The organism is Streptomyces cadmiisoli (assembly GCF_003261055.1).
Taxonomy (GTDB): Bacteria; Actinomycetota; Actinomycetes; order Streptomycetales; family Streptomycetaceae; genus Streptomyces; species Streptomyces cadmiisoli.
On the sequence record NZ_CP030073.1, the window covers coordinates 8,514,952 to 8,533,134 of the forward strand.

Consider the following 18,183-nt stretch of genomic DNA (forward strand, 5'->3'; position numbering starts at 1 on the left):
CTAAGGCGGCCCGCAGGTATCGGGCCAGGTCAGGACGTACCTGGGCATGGCAGGACCACCCACAGCGCCGGCCGGCCGCCTACCCTGGAGCCATGTCACGCGACCGAGCCGCACTCGGGGCGTTCCTGCGCTCCCGCCGGGACCGCCTCACCCCCGCCCAGGCGGGTATCGAAGCTTTCCCCGGGGCTCGGCGGGTGCCGGGACTGCGGCGGGAGGAGCTGGCCGTTCTGGCCGGCCTGAGTCCGGACTACTACAGCCGGCTCGAGCAGGGACGCCAGGCCAACATCTCGGACGAGGTGCTCGACGCGCTGGCCCGGGCGCTGCGCCTGGACGAGGTCGAGCAGGCGCATCTCCGTGACCTCGCCGCGCCCACCGTGCGGCACCGCGCAGCGACCCCGCACGCGGTCCAGCGCGCCGATCCAGGGCTGCTGCGGCTGATGCGCACACTCGACCATGTCCCGGTGCTGCTGATCGGTCACCGAGGCGAGGTCCTGGCCCGTAACGCCCTGCTGACGGAGGTGCTGGGCCGTCCTCTGGAGCCCGGGACGTCGTTCGTCCGATTCATGTTTCAGGATTCCGTCGCCCGTGAGCGGATCCTGAACTGGGCTGACTTCGCCTCGGCCACCGTCGCCACGATGCGCCGGGAGACCGCCCGCCGCCCGTACGACACCCGCCTCACGGCGCTCGTCGACGAGCTTCGCGCGACCGATGGCGACGTCGCCCGGTGGTGGGACGACCACACCGTCCGCGACTACGCGTCGGTGAACAAGCGCATCCAGCACCCAGCGGCCGGCCCGATGGCGTTCGACATCGAGATCGTCTGCGCGCCGCACGAGCCGGACCAGCGGCTCATCGTCTACACGACCGAGCCCAGCTCCTCCACCGCCCGCGTCCTGCCCATCCTGGCCAGCTGGAACACCGCGCCCCATCTCTGACAGTGGTGATGTTCGCGGTGACCTTGCCGCCAGGTCTGACCCGATTTCTGAATGACGTCTCGCCTGTTCTTCACGGGAGCTGTCGACCTGCCGGCAGCGTCACGGCGCACACTGCCGGACGGGCCGGCGGCCGGCGACCGTCGGTGGCGGCTGATCGGCTGAACCGGGTGGCCCAATCCGTCGTCGATTCTCGGCAGCAGTGACGTGGCGGGTTCCGTGGCCGGAGGGATCTGTGCGTCGCTGCCGCGCCGGATCCGCGACAGCGCCGAGCGAGGTGTGGTCCGACGCGGTGCCGACGCCGGCAAAGACCGGCGCGGCAGGCTACACGGCGCGAACTGTCGGGGTAATTTACGATCATACGCGGAGAGAAGTGACGCTTACTCACCTTTGATCGGAAGGGCAGAACATGAGGCTTCAGGGCAAGGTCGTGCTTGTCACCGGGGCTGCGAGCGGTATCGGCTATGCCGTCACCAATCTCTTTGCCGAGGAAGGCGCGAAGGTATTCGCCACGGACATCCAGTCGCCCGCGAAGCCGTATGCGGACGGCGTGGAGGCGATGACGCTCGACGTCACGAGCGAGGCGGCATGGCGGTCGACTGTCGATGAGGTGGTGGCCAAGGCCGGCCGGCTCGACGTGCTGGTCAACAATGCCGGCGTCATCGCCTATGAGCCGCTCGACGAGCTGAGTATGGACGCGTGGAACCGGATGATCGCGGTGGACCAGACCGGTGTGTTCCTCGGGATGCGTGAGGCGGTGCGCGTGATGCGGCCGCAGCAGTCGGGCTCGATCGTGAACATCTCGTCGATCTGGGGCAGCGCCGCAGTCGCCGGCGCGCACAGCTACCACGCTGCCAAGGGTGCCGTACGCAACATGTCGAAGAATGCGGCGATGACCTACGTCGGCGACGGCATCCGCGTGAACTCGGTCCACCCGGGCTTCATCCACACCCCGCTGACCGACGCGCAGGCGCCCGACCTGAACGACGCCGTGATCGCCGCGACCCCCATGAAGCGCGGCGGCCGGCCGATCGAGATCGCCTACGGCGTTCTCTTCCTGGCGTCGGACGAGGCAAGCTACATCACCGGCACCGAGCTCGCGATCGACGGCGGGTACCTCGCGCAGTAGCAGGCCCGCCCGGCTCTCCGACCCGCACCTGCTGCGACGACACCGGTTCGGGGCACATATCTACCCCGCCGACACCCCACTCCGACCCGGGCCCACTTCAAGTCCTCGCGGCGGCGGTCAGCAGACGACGCGCTCGCAGCATTGATGGCTGCCCCGACCCTCACACCAGTCGGGACGATCTTTCCGCCGCTGTACCCACGTGCACCGGAAGGCCCCGCGAGCGCGCCGGAAGCGGTCTCGGCATCGCGGAGGGTGTCGGACACGGCGGCCTCAAGTAGGACGCCAGTGACATCAGATTGAATCGTGGCGCCAACATCACTTGGAGCTTCGGTAGAGGCTTCAACTACGGCTAGAGTGCCGGGCAATGAGCGTGCCGACGATGTCACGTGTGCCGAGCCCGACGTGGTGCAGGTCCGCGTTCTGATTCATGGCATTCGTCGCACTCACGGGAAGCCGGCGCGTGAGAGCTGTCCTGAAATCCATTTTTAGTCGCACTCCATTCTCGATTGACGGGAAGGGGTGCCGATATTGTGCCGTCCGGAAGGAGTGGCTGACACCGTGAATTCTTCCTCTGAAAGTGCCATAGATTATCGGCTGGAAATGAATCTCACGGCCCGGCAGACGCTTGACGCAGAGCGGCATTTCAAGGAGTGGGACAGGGGACCGTTCTCGCATCTGAAGAAGCTTTCGATACCTGATTCTGCCCTTCATCGAGAGTTTCGATTCGACGCGAGTGGGCATCTTATGTTCGATCTGCTGTCGGCGCGCGTCTATTGTGACTCCATGACGGGCGTATCAGGCAGTGATCTGGACCAGGATCCCATTGTCGCGGATCTTGTCGTTTCCGGGTGGATTGAGTTCGTGAACGGCAAGGAGCGGAATCTGATAAAGCCTGGGCAGATCTGCATTCGGAACACCCGAGCTTCGTGGGAGTTCGCCTGCGCTCCGGCGACAGTGGCTCAAGTGATAACCATTCCGAGGCACCTGGTCATGCCGCTTGTCGCGTCGCGGCGGGTATTTGATCGTGCATTCGTCGCGGACGCCTCCGATCCCGAAGTCAAATTCTTTCTGAATTTTTTGAGCGTGATCGAAGAAAGTGCTGGTGAGCTTCGGAATTCAGTCAGTGCCCAGAACATGGCAAGGGATGCTTGTGCGAGCCTGATGTCGAGTATTGTTTCGCAGCGTCCCGGCGGGGGTCTCGCGGACAACTCCAGCGCTACGGTGGCGGCTGCCAAGAAGGTGATCATTGACAACCTCGCCAGTTGCGATCTCTCCCCGCAGATGGTCGCTCGTGCAGTCGGGGTATCTCTGAGGACCTTGCACAGAGCGTTTTCTTTGACCGGCGACTCGGTCATGTCGTTCACTCGTCGGATGCGTCTTCAGGAGGCGCATGAAGAATTGGGCAGAGCTGACCGGAGTGTCAGCATTTCGGAGATTTCGGCACGCTGGCACTTTGCGGACGCCAGTCATTTCATCAGGCATTTCAAAGCGGCCTATGGGGAAACTCCTGCCGCGTATCTGAGGAGGCAGAAAAAGTAGAGGGCTGTGACCTCCTGACGTGCAATAGGGCTCTTTCATCCCGCGTTCGGTCAGACCAAGGGGGAGCGGGTGGCACGGACGATGCGACTGGGCGGCTCTGTGCGAAAGCGTGCCCCCGCCCACGTGCCAACCAGCAGCGCGGTCGGCGTGGTCGTACCGGCACTGCGGACATCGCCGAGTCTTCCTCCACCGGCCGCTGGTGGCTCGACCACATCACAGCCGACTTCACCGCGCGGGGCGCAGAACCGGGCCAGCCGCCCGGCGCGGCCGATGTTGCCGGATGCGACGCCAGCCATTCGGACCACATCCGCTGGTCGATGAGATCACCCCACCTGCGTGGGGTGACCATCTTCTGCTGCGCTTCCCCCCGGGTTGTACATTTACAAGGTGAATGAGCGACTTTCGCTGCTCACCGCCGTGGAAGAGGGCATCACGAACGCTGAGGTGCTCCAGCTCGCGCTCGAGCACGCAGTCGCGGAGCTCAGGGGACTGGGTGGCGCCGTGCATGTGTGCGGGCCCATGTCCGCCATGCGCCTGGTGGGTTCAGCCGGCCTGCCCCCGGCCCTGGTTCGGTCCTGGGACATCATCGATCGCTACAGCCTTGTCGTCCCGGCACGAGTCATCGCCCACGGCGGGGAGCTCTGGGCTCAGCACGGCACGCGGAGTGCTGATGAGCTCATGGGCGGGAAGCAATTGCTTGGCACCGGCCTGGCGGCTGTGGCGATCCCCTCCGATGAGGATTCATTCGGGTCGCTCACCATCCTGACGGGCGCCGCCGGCGAGCCCACTCGTGAACAGTGGGACTTCCTGAAAGCTGTCAGTACATGGGTGCGGGAGCGAATGAGTCAAGCACCTGCTCCCACCGGCCTTTCACTCGGAGAACCGGGACATAAGCGTAAGCGGCCGGCGCTCGGCCCAGTCGAGGTCGGCGCCTGGGAATGGGACCTGCGAACCGGATCACTGGCCTGGGACGAGGCTGCGATGGCCGTCTACGGTACTGATCCCGCAGATTTCGTACCTCGGGTCGAGAGCTGGATGAGGGTGGTCCACACCGATGACCTGGCGTGGACCCTTGCCGCCGTCGAGGAGGCGATTCGTACCCGCGGTGCGTTCGAGGCCGAGTATCGCGTGCGTCGTCCCGACGGTGGGTACGTGTGGACGCAGTCTCGCGGAATGGTGATGCTCGACGGCACCGGTGAGCCTCACCGCATGATCGGGACAACCTGGGAGAAGAGTCAGTCGCGTTCCGCCCGTGACGCGCTGAGCCGTGCTCTGCGGCATATGAGTGACGGCTTTCTCGCGGTCGACAAGAGCTGGTGCATCACCTTCGCCAACCTGAGGGCGGAGACCATGCTCAGGACGACCGAGGAAGAACTCATCGGCCGAACATTGTGGAGCCTGGCGACCCTGCGACAACTGCCGGAAGTGGAGTCCCGCTGCCGTGCAGCCTCTCAGTCCGGGCCCACCGGCCTGGACATGTGTGTGCCGAACGCGCAAGCCTGCTACCACCTGCGAGTCGTTCCCATCCCCGACGGCTTCGCCCTGTACTTCACGGACGTCACCGACGAGCGAAAGGTCGAAGCGCAGCGGATCGCCTCCGAGCGGACCGCGGTTGAGCGGTCGTCAAGGATCGCCGAACTCACCGCGGGGCTCGCAGCCGCCACTACTTCAGCGGATGTCATCGACGCGGTGGCCCGGCGTGTACTTCCGCCGTTCGGCGCCAGCGGGCTGCTGGTGCAGGTGAGGGAGGGCGGGCGAGCTCACACCTTGGGTGCCGTCGGCTATCCCTCCGACATCGTCGACAGCATCGAGAGCCGAGCTGCCGGTGATGACCCCGGCTGGGAGGCATGGGTGATGAACGAACCCAGGTTCATCTCGTCGCCGGAGGAGTACCTCGCGCGGTTCCCGGGCCTGGCGGACCGGATCATCGTGACGGGCAAGCAAGCCTGGGCTTTCATGCCTCTGACCGCATCCGGTCAGACATTCGGCGTCTGCACCATCTCCTTCGACGAGCCCAGGCACCTGACCGATGAGGAGCGCACCCTGCTCGTCACGATCACGGCCCTGGTGGCGCACGCTTTGGAGCGTGCGCGCTTGTACGACGCCGAGCACACCCGATCCCGGGAACTGCAGCGTGCCCTGCTGCCCCAGACCCTGCCGGACGTGCCCTCGTGCAGGCTGGCGGCCCGCTACCTGCCGACGGCAGAGGGCGTCGACGTGGGTGGTGACTGGTACGACGTGATCCCGCTCGCTGCTGGACGCGTCGCGTTGGTCATCGGCGATGTGATGGGTCACGGTCTGTCCGAAGCGGTCACCATGGGGCGCCTGCGCACGGCCATCCACACTCTTGCGGGCCTGGGTCTGGCGCCCGACGAGATCATGAATCATTTGAACGACATCGTCAGCGGACTCGGCGATGACCTCTACGTCACCTGTCTGTTCGCGCTCTACGACTCCAGCACCAGCATCTGTACCATCGCCCGCGCCGGTCACCCTCCGCCGGCCGTTGTCCATCCGGACGGCAGCGTCCACTTCCCCGAAGCGGTCCTGAACCCACCGCTGGGGGCCGCGCAGCCGCCGATCGAGACATTCGATCTGGAGATCCAGGAGGGCAGCGTTCTGGTGCTGTTCACCGACGGACTCGTCGAGTCGTCGGAGCGCGGCATCGACCAAGGGTTGAGCGAACTGACGGAACTGCTGCAGGGCAGTGACACGGACGACCTGGACCGGCTCTGTGACAGGCTCATCGCCGAACTGGCTCCCGCGACGCGTCCTACAGCCGACGACATCGCCCTTCTCATCGCCCGCCCGTGCCCTATGCCGGTCGAACGGAAATCCTTGTGGACACTGCCTCAGGATCCACAAGCCGCGGGAATCGCACGCACGTACATCAGAGAGCAACTGTCCAGCTGGGGATTGGACGCCCTGATCCCCACCACGGAACTGTTGGCGAGCGAATTGGTCGGAAACGCCATCCGCTATGCGAAGGGCCCCACGCTCCTGCGACTGCTGTACGACACCGAGCTCACCTGCGAAGTCTCCGACGGCAGCCTGACCACGCCACGCATCCGCCATGCCGCAGAGACGGACGAGGGCGGCCGAGGACTGCAACTCGTCGCCTCGCTTTCCCAGCACTGGGGAGTCCGTTACCGGCACAACGGCAAGTCGATCTGGACCGCTCAGCAGGTGACGAGTTGCGCTGATGCCGACGCGTCAGCCGTCTATCAGGCACTCGGCGACTTCGACCTCGATGCCGTACCACCCATCGGATAGATCGGTCGGGGTGTCTTTCCGGTTTCGGAGGCCATATCGATGGCCATGCGAATGTGTCCGAGCAACGGTGCCGTTCATCAGAAATGCGCCGCACCCGCCGTCGCCCACCCACTCGTCACCGGCGCAGCAACGGGGAGCGCACCGTGCCCTTGGCCCATTCCGTGCCTGCTTTATGGCGTGCAGCCACTTGTGCGATCATGGCTTACCTCTGTTGTCCACGGCGAAGGCTCCGCGGTCAGGCCTCTTCGGTCAGCCCGTGGGCAGTGGTACTGAGCGCGACGGGACAGTGGCGCCACCCATTGGAGGGAACCGGGCCATGAGGCTGGCGGAACTGAGTGAACGCAGCGGCGTGACGACGGCCACCATCAAGTACTACCTGAGGGAAGGCCTGCTCCCGCCCGGCCGCCGGATCACGGCCACGCAGGCGGAGTACGGGGAGGATCATCTGCGCCGGCTGCGGTTCGTCCGGGCGCTGATCCAGATCGGCAAAGTCCCGGTGGCCGCCGCGCGGGAGGTACTCGCAGCGGTGGAGGACGAGTCACTCACGCACCACCAGCGTCTCGGCGCCGCCACCTTCGCCCTGCCGCACGGCCCGGCACCCGACGAGAACGACCCGGCCGTCGCCACCGCCCGCCGTGAGGTGGACAGTCTGATGGCCGAAGTCGGCTGGCGCCGTGACATCGAGGATTACGGCCCTGCTCCGGCTTACTGGACGCTCGTCACGGCGGTGGCCGCCCTGACCCGCCTCGGATACCCCAGCAGTGCGCGGCATCTGGAGCCGTACGCGCGGCTCGCCGCCCAACAGGCCGTCCACGACATGGATCTGCTCGAGGCCTACGACACCCCGCTGGAGCAAGCAGGAGCCGCAGTGGCACTCACGGTGCTCCTCGAGCCCGTACTGCTGAGCCTGCGCCGGCTTGCCGAGGTGGAGGAGTCCCGGCGCCGCGAGGCCGTGAATCATTCGGCGTGACGTCGGATCACTGAGCAGGGGCCGGTGGCGGCCGGCCGAATACAAGGCCGCGACATGGGCTGCCGGCTTGGTGAAGGCGGTCGTAACGGCACCCGCGGGAAGACCGGCGTGACGGGTGTCGGTCCGGGGTTCGCGACCCTCGAGGCGGACGAGGCCGTGGTGGAGTGGCCCGCACCGCGCTCCTGTCCGGCCTGTGCCGTGACGGATGCTCATACATTGCTGCGTTGACAGCCGCGGCTCTCACTCGGCGTCTCGGTCGGCAGGACCCACGGCAGCGAACGACTGACATCAGGGTCGAGGGTCACCGGACGACGCACGCCTTTCCGGGCAGGCCGCTGCCCAGCACTCGGGCTTCGCCGCCGCCCGGTGCCGCCACGAGCGGTTCCTTCTCCTCAACGCGTAGCACTCGGGCTGCACATGCGGCTACCACGTTGTGCTGATGTGTCCCCCCGACACACCTCAGAGATCTGAGATTAACCATCAGACGTCTTGTGCACAGTCTCAAGCCTCTGTACGTTCACCGCAACGAACGGAGGCACATGGTCAAGTCGTCATCGACACCGGCCGCCGCGAATGAGCCCGAGAGCGACAGCGTGGGATCACGACTGCGGCAACGGCGACTCGCGCTCCGCCTGACACTGCGTCAAGTCGCGGAGTCGGCGGGCCTGTCGGAGGGCTTTCTGTCGCAGCTCGAGAGAGGTGTCCACTCGGGGAGCATCGCCACCCTGCAGAAGGTCGCCGCCGCACTCGGGCTGGATGTGGGAGACCTCTTCACCCCGTCCGAGAACAAGCCCGCGGTACGCCGGTTCACCGACCAGCAGGGCTTCGCGTTCGGTGTCTCCGGGCGCAAGCTCCGGCTGACGCCGAAGCAGTTCAACCACCTCGAGGTCTTTCTCGGGGTCTTCGAGGCAGGCGGCTCGACGGGCGTCGAGGCCTACAGCCACGGCGAGTCCGAGGAACTGCTCCTGGTCGTGTCGGGCGAGGTGGAAGTGACGGTCGGCGAGACCGTGCACCGCCTGGCAACACTCGACTCGATCACCTACTTGAGCAGCGAACCGCACCGCGTTCGCGAGGCCGCGAACGACACCGCGACCGTCCTGTGGGCCATAGCACCACCCAGCTACTGAATCTCATGTGACCAGCAAGGAGAACGTATGCGCATCGGCGTCGAATGCGGCGGAACGTTCACTGATCTTGTGGTGCTGGACGACGATGGAGTCCTCCGGGCGACCGACAAGGTCTTCTCCACACCGTCCCACCCCGACCAGGCCGTGACGACCGGATTGCGTGCCCTGTCCGCCGAACTGCGCGACGAGGCCGTGCTGCTGCACGGCTCGACCGTGGCGACGAACGCGCTGATCGAACGCAACGGCGCACGGGTCGGCCTGATCGTCACCCGCGGCTTTCGCGACGTGCTGGAACTCCAGCGTCAGGACCGCACCAGCATGTACGACCTCACCTACCGCAAACCCGCGCCCCTGGTGCCCCGTGAATGGGTCGCCGAGGTGACCGAACGGCTCGACCGCACGGGCGCCGTCCTCGAACCCTTGGACGACGACAGTGTGCGTGCCGCGCTCGCCCGACTCGTGACTCAGGGCGTGGACGCCGTAGCGGTCAGCCTGCTGCACTCGTACGCCGATCCGGCGCACGAGCAGCGGATCGCCGTCCTGGCCGAGGCGGAGTTCCCGGGACTGGTGGTCTCGCTCTCGAGTTCCTGCGCACGGGAGTTCCGCGAATACGAACGCACCACCACCACGACGATCGACGCCTTCCTGCGGCCGCGCATCCACCAGTACCTGTCGGACCTGGAGGCGTCGGCCCATGAACTCGGCATCGGGGAACTGCACGTGATGCAGTCCAACGGTGGCATGGTGCCGGCGCGTGCGGCCGCCTCGGCCCCACTGAGCATGCTGCGTTCCGGACCGGCCGCGGGAGTGGCCGGCGCCATCGCGGTCGCCGAGAACGCCGGTGTCGCCAGCATCGTCACCATGGACATGGGCGGCACCAGCACCGACGTCGCGGTCGTGCACGACGGCCGGCCCGAACTGACCACCGAGGTGTCCGCCGACGGCCTGCCGGTGCGGGTGCCGATGGTCGACATCACGGCGGTGGGTGCCGGCGGCGGCAGTCTCGTCGACGTGGACAGCGGTGGCCTGCTCACCGTCGGCCCTCGCTCGGCGGGCGCCGACCCCGGCCCGGTGTGCTACGGCAAGGGCGGTACCCGACCCACCGTCACCGACGCCAACGCCGTCCGGGGACTGCTGCGTCCTGAGACGTTCCTCGGCGGACGCCACACCCTGCACACCGAGGCGGCCCGGGAAGCCCTGCGCCCGCTGGCCGAGCGGCTCGACCGCTCCGTCGAGCAGACCGCCGAGGACGTCTACCAGCTGACCAGCATCGCCATGGCCGGCGCCATCAGGGTCACGACCACGGAACGTGGCTACGACGTCAAGTCCTACACCCTTGTGGCGTACGGCGGCGCCGGCCCCCTGCACGCGGCGACCGTCGCCGAGGAGCTCGGGATGAGCCGTGTGATCATCCCGCCGCACGCCGGTCTGGCCTCGGCTTACGGCCTGCTCACCGCGGGCTTCCGCAGGGAGTTCTCCCAGACTTTCCTGAGCGACGTCTCGGCGCTGCCGGAGGAGGGCCTGCGGCCGGTCATGGCCCAGTTGCGGGCCGTGGCCCGCGATCAGCTCCAGGCCCAGGGAGTTCCCCTGGAGGACGCGGACTTCTCCTTCTCGGCCGACATGCGGTACGAGGGCCAGGGCTTCGAGATGCACGTCGACCTGCCGCACGGCACCGGGACCAGCACCGGGCAGCTGCTGGAGGGTTTCCACGAGGTGCACGCCCGTAGGTACGGGCACGCGGAGAGCTCCCGCGCCGTGCAGGTGGTCACGGTACGGCTGGCTGTGACCCGCCCGCGCCCGCCACTGGTGCTGCCGCGGGTGGACATCGATACGGAGCTTCCGGTCCACACCTCGCCCATCACCGAGAAGGGCACCGTCGTCGAAGCCGTGTTCCGCTCACGCCGAGGTCTCGCCGTCGGTGCCAAGCAGCGGGGACCCGCGGTCATCGAGGACGGGACGTCCACGACGTTCGTGCCGACCGGCTGGTTCGCACACGTCGACGAGCACACGAACCTCCTCCTGGAACGGAGCTGACATGGATCTCGCCCCCAGCCAGCTGAGTGTCATCAAGACCGGGCTGGACGCCATCGGCCGCGAGATGGCGGTCAATCTCCGCCGCTCCGCCATATCCTCCATCGTGCGCGAGGCACGCGACTTCTCCGTGGCCCTCACCGACGCCCGGGGTGAGGTCGTGGCCCAGGCCGAGTGCATCCCCATCATGACCGCGGGCATCGCCCTGGCGCTGCGCGGCATCGCCCAGCACGTCGACCTGTCGGAGCTGACCGAGGACGACGCGCTGCTGATGAACGACCCGTACCACGGCGGCCAGCACCTGCAGGACATCTACCTGCTGACGCCCATCTTCGTCGACGGTGAGCTGATCGCCTTCGGCGCCTCCACCGCCCATCACGTCGACATCGGCGGCTCGCACGCAGGGCTCTCCGCGCATGCCACCGAGCTGTACCAGGAGGGTCTGCGGCTGCCGCTGTCACGGTTCTCGGTGTCACGGGACTTCAACGACCCGCGAGGTTTCGTCCGCCAGATCATCGCGGCGAACGTGCGGGTACCCGACGCGGTCATCGGTGACCTCCAGGCCCAGTTCGCCGCGAGCGACACCGCCGCGCGGCGTCTGACGGAGCTGGTCCGCCGCCAAGGACGCGACGAGGTGCTCCAGGCGATGTCGGATGTGAAGGACTACGCGGAGAAGCGGGTCCGGGCCGCCATCGAACTGATCCCCGACGGCGTGTACCGCGCGGTGGAGACCTTCGACGCCACGCCCTGGGACGCCGGCACGGCTGAGGTCGTCGCCCAGGTGACCGTCTCCGGCTCGGAGATCGCCGTCGACTTCGACGGCAGTTCGGCACAGATCCTCGGCAACGTCAACTGCCCCTTCGCCTCGACGGTGTCAGCCGTCCAGTCGGCGGTGCGCTGCATGCTCGAATCGCCCGACATCGGTTTCAACGAGGGCTGCAACAGGCCGATCTCCGTGTCCGCCCCGTACGGCTCCGTGCTGAACCCTCGGCCGCCGGCCGCCGTGCGCGCGCGGCTGACCCCGGCGTCGCGGGTGTTCAACGCGGTGGTCCGTGCGCTCGGTCAGGCGGTGCCGCACCGCGCCGTGGCAACGGGATTCGACACGACTACCGCCATCGCCGTCAGCAAGCGCGGGTTCGACAAGTACCAGGTGTCGTTGGAGATCCTGGGCGGCGGCTGGGGCGCGTGCGCCGAGCACGACGGACCGGACGCCCTCGACAACCCGATCTCCAACTGCGCCAACGCCCCGGTGGAAGCTCTGGAGACGGACTACGACCACTTCCGGATCGAGGAGTACGCGCTCGCCGAGGACTCCGGGGGCGCCGGCACCACTTCCGGCGGAAGAGGCATCGTCCGCACCTACGTCGCCACGGTCGACGACGTCTCGGTAGCGGGGTACGCCGACCGGCACACGGCCGGGCCCGCGGGCATCAAGGGCGGCGCCGACGGTGGCACCGGCAGCTTCACGATCCGGCGGGCGGACGGCACCGTCGAGGAACTGGACTGCATCTACCAGGAGGTTCTGAACCGCGGGGACAGGATCACGATCCGCACCGGCGGCGGTGGCGGCTACGGAACGGCGCAGAGACACAACCGGCCCGGCGAGAGGTGACTCATGAGCACCACAGGAACATCTGCCACGCCCGCTTCTCCTGCGGCGGCGTCGTTCATCGGAACCGCGATCGAGTGGTACGACTACTTCATCTACGGCATCGCCACAGCGCTGGTCTTCAACGATGTCTTCTTCCCCTCGAGTGATCCGCTGGTCGGCAGCCTGCTGGCCTTCATGACACTGGCGGTCGGCTTCTTCGTCCGCCCCGTGGGCGCCGTCCTCTTCGGGCACTTCGGCGACCGGTTCGGCCGCAAGAGCACCCTGGTCGTGACGCTTCTGCTGATGGGAGGCGCGACCTTCCTCATCGGCCTGCTCCCCACCTACGCCACCATCGGTGTCGCCGCACCGATCTTGCTGATCGTTCTGCGCCTGATACAGGGGCTCGCGGTGGGCGGGGAATGGGCGGGTGCCGTACTGATCGCCACCGAGAACGCTCCCGAGCGGAAGAAGACGCTCTACGGCTCCTTCGCTCAGTTCGGCAGTCCTGGAGGCCTGCTCGTCGCGACCCTCGTCTTCACGGCGCTCAGCAGAACCGTGGACACCGAACAGCTTCACAGCTGGGCGTGGCGGATTCCGTTCCTGGCTTCCGCGCTTCTCGTTCCGCTGGGCCTCTTCATCCGGGTGCGGCTGGCCGAGACGGCGGAGTACACGAAGACGGCCGAACGCCAGGACCAGGCCCGTGTTCCCTTCCTGCGCGTGCTGCGCGAGGAGTTCCGCCAGGTCGTGATCGGCACGTTCGCCTTCTCCGGCGTCTTCCTCACCTACTACCTGTTCACCTCGTTCGTCCTGACCTACGCCACCGAGACGCTCGACATGCCGGCCTCGATCGCGCTCCCCTCGAACATCATCGCGGCAGTCGTCGAAGGAGTCTTCATCTACGTGGGTGTGCTGGCGGCGCGGCGCATCACCGCACGCCGGGTGGCCGTGTGGTCGGCATACGCCCTGCTCGTGTGGTCGGGTCCCGCCTTCGCCCTGATGCACACCCGGCAGCCCGCACTGCTCTACGTCGCCGTCGGCGGCGCGATGGTGTTCGTCGGCACCGCCTACGGTGTGCTCGCCGGTGAGGTGGCGGAACTGTTCTCCAAGGAGGTCCGCTACACCGGCAGCAGCCTCTGCTACCACCTGGCCGCCGCGGTCGGCGGTGGCTTCGGGCCCGTGATCGCGACCTACCTGCTGTCGATCAACGGCTCCTCCTGGCCCGTGGCGGTGTTCACCGCCGTGGTGTCGCTGCTCACGGCGCTGGCGTGTGTGGCCCTGCCCAGGCGTGAATCGGTGCAGCCGGCACCCGACGACAGGACCGCCAAGCTGGCTGTGTGACACCTTCCGCGACCATTCTGCCTCCGTCCCGAGCAGGGGCCGGCGCGGCAGATGAACGGAACCGACGCAGGTGGCCTTCCGCCCGGCTCCCCGGCCGAGGCGGAAGGCCACTGGTGTGACTGCGTCGAATCGGTTCTGAACCGCGGACCGTTCGCTGTGGCCGGCAGCGGTGACGAGGCCGAGGAGTTCGGCCGGGGACGGCGGGTGCCGCTTCCGCTGCCTGTGGTCCGAGGAGCGGAGAGACGTCAGTCCGTGGCGGCCCGGTGCTGGTCCTGGGCCCAGGCGAGGTGCCACTCGTCCAGCGATGTGTCGGAGTTCAACTCCACACCGGGGACCGGTTCGAGCTGCCCCGCGCGCAGTGCGGCCAGGAGGCGCTCGGCCTCCAGGGAGGGGTAGTCGAGGTAGCCGCGGTCGTCACCGCCGAAGAAGGTGGGCCGCTGCGCCTCGCGCACCTCGGCGTTGCGGGCCAGCCGCTCGGGCAGATCCGGGTTGGCGATGAAGTCGCGTCCGAAGCCCACGGCATCGACAGTGTCGTTAGCGATGGAATGCAAGGCCGTCTCGCGCTCGTACCCGCCGGTTGCGATCAGGCTTCCCTGGTAGCGCTTACGGACCCAGGTGCTGTCGATGTTGTCGGCCGGCCGCTGCCCCACCGTGGAGTCGTCGTTGCCGATGATGCCGGGCTCCACCAGGTGAAGGTAGGCGAGGTCGCGAGTGCCGAGCGCATCCAGGACGTAGCCGAACAGGGCTTCCGGATCGGAGTCGGTCATGTCCTGGAAGACGCTGCTCGGTGAGATGCGAACGCCGATGCGTTCGGCGCCCACCGTCTCGATCAGTGCGTCGACCACTTCCAGCAGCAGGCGTGCGCGGTTCTCGATGCTGCCGCCGTAGCGGTCGGTGCGCTGGTTGGCGCTGTCCTGGAGGAACTGGTCGATCAGGTAGCCGTTGGCCGCGTGTACTTCCACGCCGTCGAATCCGGCGGCCAGGGCGTTGCGGCCGGCCTCGGCGAACTGGGCGACGATCGCCTGGATCTCGTCGATCTCCAGCGGCCGGGGAGTGACGAAGGGCACGCGGCCGTCGTCGGTGAAGATGAGGCCGTCGATGGCGATGGGAGAGGGGCCTACGGGAGTCCTGCCGTCGGGCTGGAAGACGGGGTGCGAGGCACGGCCGGTGTGCCACAGCTGCGTGACGATGGTGCTGCCGGCCTCGTGCACCGCGTCGGTGATGCGCCTCCAGCCCTGGACCTGCGCATCGCTCCACAGCCCCGGGATCCCGGGGCCTCCGACGCCCTCGGCAGAGACGACAGTGCCTTCGGTAATGATCAGTCCGGCCGAAGCGCGCTGGGTGTAGTAGAGCTGTGCAGAGGGGCCGGGGCTGCCGTCGGGCAGGGCGCGGCTGCGGGTCATGGGCGGCATGACGAAGCGGTTGGACAGCGCAAGGGCGCCGAGCTGGACAGGGGTGAACAGGGGAGTGTCGTACATGTGGATCTCTCCGGGATAAAGGTGATTACGCAGGGTCATGCAGTGGTGGCAACATGAAATCGCGGGGCGACGGCTCAGGACGAGGCGGCCGGCTTGCCGGCCTTGAGTCGCTGGGCTGCCGTGTCTCCGCGGCGGCCGACCGGAATGACGCCGGTCGCAGCGGCGAGGCCGTATGCGGGCATGTCGACGTAGACGGACTCATAGGAGCCGGCCGGGACGATGAACGTCTCGTGCCAGATGCCCACGTGGCCCTTGCCTGCCCGTGCGCGACGGTTGAAGGCCGCCCAGGCGGGCCGGTGTTCCTTGTCCTGCTCATAGGCGTAGGCCATCAGGTGCTCCTTCGACGCCCAGTACTGGACGACGTAGAAGTCCCGGGGGCCGCCGTAGAGCACCTTGTGGCCGAGGAGTCCGCTGCTCTTGTCCTGGGACAGTTCGCGCAGCATGCGCGGCATTGCGGCGAAGGCGGGGAACCAGTTGCGTACCGCCCTGAAGCGGTTGATGCGGATACCGATGTGAAAGACGACGAGATCGCCGTCCGCGGCAGCGGTGTTGCGGCCGCGGATCACCTGTGGGGACATGACTCTCCTTTGGTCTTCCGTGTCGAGTGCCGGCCGTCAACGCCTGGTGGACACGTGTTGGGTAGTGCCACTATCCTTAAGGGATAGTAACGCTATCCATAGAGGGGTGCAAGATGCGACTGGCCGAGCTGAGCAAGCGCAGCGGTGTGGCGACGCACACGATCAAGTACTACCTGCGCGAGGGCCTGCTGCCGCCCGGCCGCCCCGTGACGACCACCCAGGCCGAATACGGTGAGGAACACCTCTGGCGGCTGCAGTTCATCCGAGCGCTGATCCAGATCGGCAAGGTCCCCGTGGCCAATGCGCGGGAGGTGCTTGCGGCAGTGGAGGACGATTCGCTCGACCAGCACGGGCGGCTCGGCGCCGCCACCTTTGCCCTGCCGCACGGCCCCGAGCCCGACGAGAGCGACCCGGCGACCGCCGTCGCCCGCCGTGAAGTGGATGCACTGATCGCTGTTCTCGGCTGGAAACACGGCGGAGAGGAGGACAACCCTCCTCCCGCGTACACAATGCTGGTCACGGCGGTGGCCACGCTGATCCACCTCGGATACCCCGGCAGCGTGCGACACCTGGCGCCCTATGCCCGGCTCGCGGCCCAGCAGGCTGCCCTCGACCTGGATCTGGTCGAGACGTACAGCACCCCGCTGGAGCAGGCAGCCGCAGCCGTGACACTCACAGTGCTCTACGAACCCGTGTTGCTGAGCCTGCGTCGTCTCGCCGACATCGAGGGGTCCCGGACTCGCTTCGGCGCAGGATGAGAGCGGGGTGGTGACCGGCAGGTTCGGGCTCAGGCCGGCTCCCGCGGGAGATCCGTCGTGACTTCAACCCGATCGACGACCGTGTCCGGGTACGCGCCCTGGTCTGCAAGCGACACGACGAGTGCCGCCGCGTCCCCGCTTACGGGTAGTGGCGGCACTTGAGTGCACCGCGGACGACGATAAGAAGTCCAGGCTCCAACGATTGCGGTAACCCGGCCGGTCGTCGCTGTGACCTGTCTGAGGTCAGGACCACTTGGTCCGTCCAGGCGTGGGCGCCCTTACGAGTGGAGCGGCTCGTGCCCGCGGCCGGCCTCGCTGGTGCGGACCTACCGGACCGGACGGTGCCACGCCAGATCCGGTTCGCTGAACCGGGATGAAACCAGCAGTGACTGATGCCAGTGGGGGTAGATCAAGTCCGGTGCGCTGACCTTGTCCAGGCGGTCGATGTCTTCCTGCGTCAAAGCGACATTGACTGCGCCCAGGTTGTCGGCAAGCTGCTCGTCTCTTCTTGCGCCGACGATGACCGTGGTCACACCCGGCTTGGCCAGGAGGTAGGCGAGAGACACCTGGGCGGGTGAACTGCCGTGCACGGAGGCGATGTCGACGATCACGTCGATCGTGTCATAGAGCTTGTCCTCGTCACGGACGGGAGGCTCGGACCACTCGGTGAGATGCCGACCGTCGCCAGGTTGCTGATCCCGCCGGTACTTGCCCGTCAGCAGGCCACCAGCCAGGGGACTCCAGACCATGATGCCCAGCCCTTGGTCGAGGGAGACAGGCACAAGTTCGTACTCGGCGTCGCGTGACTCCAGCGAATAGTAGATCTGATTGCTGACAAACCGCTCGTATCCGTGGAGATCGGCGACGGCGAGAGCCTTCATCAGCTGCCAGCCCGAGTAGTTGGAGACACCGAGGTAGCGGACCTTGCCCGAACGCACGAGGGTGTCGAGCGTCTGCATGGTTTCTTCCAGGGGGGTCAGTCCGTCCCACTGGTGCACGTGGTAGACGTCCAAGTAGTCCGTACCCAGCCGGCGCAGGCTCCCTTCGACCTGACGCAGGATGTGATGTCTGGACAGGCCCTCCTCATTTGGTCCGTCCCCCATGGGCAGACGTACTTTTGACGAGATGAGCAATTGATCGCGTCGTCCAGCGATCGCCTGCCCGAGGATCTCCTCGGCAGCGCCACCGGAGTACATGTTGGCGGTGTCGATCAGGTTCACTCCCGCGTCGACACTCATGTCGATCTGACGCTTGGCTCCAGCCACGTCAGTGGCGCCTACGTTGCCGAAGACGTCCTTGCCGCCGAAGGTCATGGTCCCCAGCGCAAGTTCGGATACCCGCAGACCGGAACGTCCTAGTTTCCTGTAACGCATTGCCAGTGTCCTCCTGTGTGTTCCACGGGTTGCGCGACCGCTGTGGGGTCTTGCGGCTGACAGGCG

General features: G+C 67.0%; 13 protein-coding genes. 10 read left to right on the plus strand and 3 right to left on the minus strand.

The genetic code is table 11. From position 1 onward, the window contains the following. Positions 1-92: 92 nt before the first annotated feature. The 9 genes from DN051_RS37465 (at position 93) to DN051_RS37510 (ending at position 13,930) form a co-directional block, all read left to right on the plus strand. The gene (locus tag DN051_RS37465; protein ID WP_112441238.1) at positions 93-935 is read left to right on the plus strand and encodes a helix-turn-helix domain-containing protein; all 843 of its coding nucleotides are present in this window, start codon (positions 93-95) and stop codon (positions 933-935) included. 406 nt (positions 936-1,341) lie between these two features. Beyond that, positions 1,342-2,061: an SDR family NAD(P)-dependent oxidoreductase gene (locus tag DN051_RS37475; RefSeq protein WP_112441242.1), complete on the plus strand. Its 720-nt coding sequence runs from the start codon at positions 1,342-1,344 to the stop codon at positions 2,059-2,061. A gap of 558 nt (positions 2,062-2,619) precedes the next feature. Beyond that, complete coding sequence (locus DN051_RS37480) at positions 2,620-3,600, plus strand: helix-turn-helix transcriptional regulator (RefSeq protein ID WP_246040739.1); 981 nt, start codon at positions 2,620-2,622, stop codon at positions 3,598-3,600. A 387-nt stretch (positions 3,601-3,987) separates the two neighbouring features. Further along, positions 3,988-6,873 (plus strand): SpoIIE family protein phosphatase, encoded by a 2,886-nt coding sequence (locus tag DN051_RS37485; protein WP_112442763.1) that lies wholly within the window; start codon positions 3,988-3,990, stop codon positions 6,871-6,873. Positions 6,874-7,189: 316 nt separating this feature from the next. Continuing rightward, on the plus strand, positions 7,190-7,843 hold the full coding sequence (locus DN051_RS37490; RefSeq protein ID WP_112441246.1) for a MerR family transcriptional regulator: 654 nt from the start codon (positions 7,190-7,192) through the stop codon (positions 7,841-7,843). Positions 7,844-8,382: 539 nt separating this feature from the next. After that, positions 8,383-8,970: a helix-turn-helix domain-containing protein gene (locus DN051_RS37495; RefSeq protein WP_053762151.1), complete on the plus strand. Its 588-nt coding sequence runs from the start codon at positions 8,383-8,385 to the stop codon at positions 8,968-8,970. 27 nt (positions 8,971-8,997) lie between these two features. Further along, positions 8,998-11,004, plus strand: coding sequence for a hydantoinase/oxoprolinase family protein (locus DN051_RS37500; RefSeq protein ID WP_112441248.1), 2,007 nt, complete (start codon positions 8,998-9,000; stop codon positions 11,002-11,004). 1 nt (position 11,005) lies between these two features. Beyond that, positions 11,006-12,613 carry a hydantoinase B/oxoprolinase family protein gene (locus DN051_RS37505; protein ID WP_112441250.1) on the plus strand — a complete coding sequence of 536 codons (1,608 nt, stop codon included), beginning with the start codon at positions 11,006-11,008 and terminating at the stop codon, positions 12,611-12,613. Positions 12,614-12,616: 3 nt separating this feature from the next. Next, the gene (locus tag DN051_RS37510) at positions 12,617-13,930 is read left to right on the plus strand and encodes an MFS transporter (protein WP_112441252.1); all 1,314 of its coding nucleotides are present in this window, start codon (positions 12,617-12,619) and stop codon (positions 13,928-13,930) included. Positions 13,931-14,175: 245 nt separating this feature from the next. Here DN051_RS37510 and DN051_RS37515 read toward each other — a convergent pair whose 3' ends face one another. Both DN051_RS37515 and DN051_RS37520 read right to left on the minus strand, forming a co-directional pair. Further along, a complete protein-coding gene (locus DN051_RS37515; protein WP_112441254.1) occupies positions 14,176-15,408 on the minus strand; it encodes an alkene reductase in 1,233 nt (410 codons plus the stop codon). A 74-nt stretch (positions 15,409-15,482) separates the two neighbouring features. Continuing rightward, the gene (locus DN051_RS37520; protein WP_112441256.1) at positions 15,483-15,986 is read right to left on the minus strand and encodes a DUF4188 domain-containing protein; all 504 of its coding nucleotides are present in this window, start codon (positions 15,984-15,986) and stop codon (positions 15,483-15,485) included. A 113-nt stretch (positions 15,987-16,099) separates the two neighbouring features. On the opposite strand from DN051_RS37520, the gene DN051_RS37525 reads away from it, so the two are divergent. After that, positions 16,100-16,744, plus strand: coding sequence for a MerR family transcriptional regulator (locus DN051_RS37525; RefSeq protein WP_112441258.1), 645 nt, complete (start codon positions 16,100-16,102; stop codon positions 16,742-16,744). Between the two features lie 326 nt (positions 16,745-17,070). Here DN051_RS37525 and DN051_RS37530 read toward each other — a convergent pair whose 3' ends face one another. Next, positions 17,071-18,057 carry an aldo/keto reductase gene (locus DN051_RS37530; RefSeq protein ID WP_246040740.1) on the minus strand — a complete coding sequence of 329 codons (987 nt, stop codon included), beginning with the start codon at positions 18,055-18,057 and terminating at the stop codon, positions 17,071-17,073. Positions 18,058-18,183: the final 126 nt, after the last annotated feature.

Coding starts and splice junctions, on each gene's coding strand:
- DN051_RS37495 (WP_053762151.1), top strand. CDS start 8,383: ATGGTCAAGTCGTCATCGACACCGGCCGCCGCGAATGAGCCCGAGAGC.
- DN051_RS37475 (WP_112441242.1), top strand. CDS start 1,342: ATGAGGCTTCAGGGCAAGGTCGTGCTTGTCACCGGGGCTGCGAGCGGT.
- DN051_RS37505 (WP_112441250.1), top strand. CDS start 11,006: ATGGATCTCGCCCCCAGCCAGCTGAGTGTCATCAAGACCGGGCTGGAC.
- DN051_RS37465 (WP_112441238.1), top strand. CDS start 93: ATGTCACGCGACCGAGCCGCACTCGGGGCGTTCCTGCGCTCCCGCCGG.
- DN051_RS37530 (WP_246040740.1), bottom strand. CDS start 18,057: ATGACCTTCGGCGGCAAGGACGTCTTCGGCAACGTAGGCGCCACTGAC.
- DN051_RS37515 (WP_112441254.1), bottom strand. CDS start 15,408: ATGTACGACACTCCCCTGTTCACCCCTGTCCAGCTCGGCGCCCTTGCG.
- DN051_RS37510 (WP_112441252.1), top strand. CDS start 12,617: ATGAGCACCACAGGAACATCTGCCACGCCCGCTTCTCCTGCGGCGGCG.
- DN051_RS37525 (WP_112441258.1), top strand. CDS start 16,100: ATGCGACTGGCCGAGCTGAGCAAGCGCAGCGGTGTGGCGACGCACACG.
- DN051_RS37520 (WP_112441256.1), bottom strand. CDS start 15,986: ATGTCCCCACAGGTGATCCGCGGCCGCAACACCGCTGCCGCGGACGGC.
- DN051_RS37500 (WP_112441248.1), top strand. CDS start 8,998: ATGCGCATCGGCGTCGAATGCGGCGGAACGTTCACTGATCTTGTGGTG.
- DN051_RS37490 (WP_112441246.1), top strand. CDS start 7,190: ATGAGGCTGGCGGAACTGAGTGAACGCAGCGGCGTGACGACGGCCACC.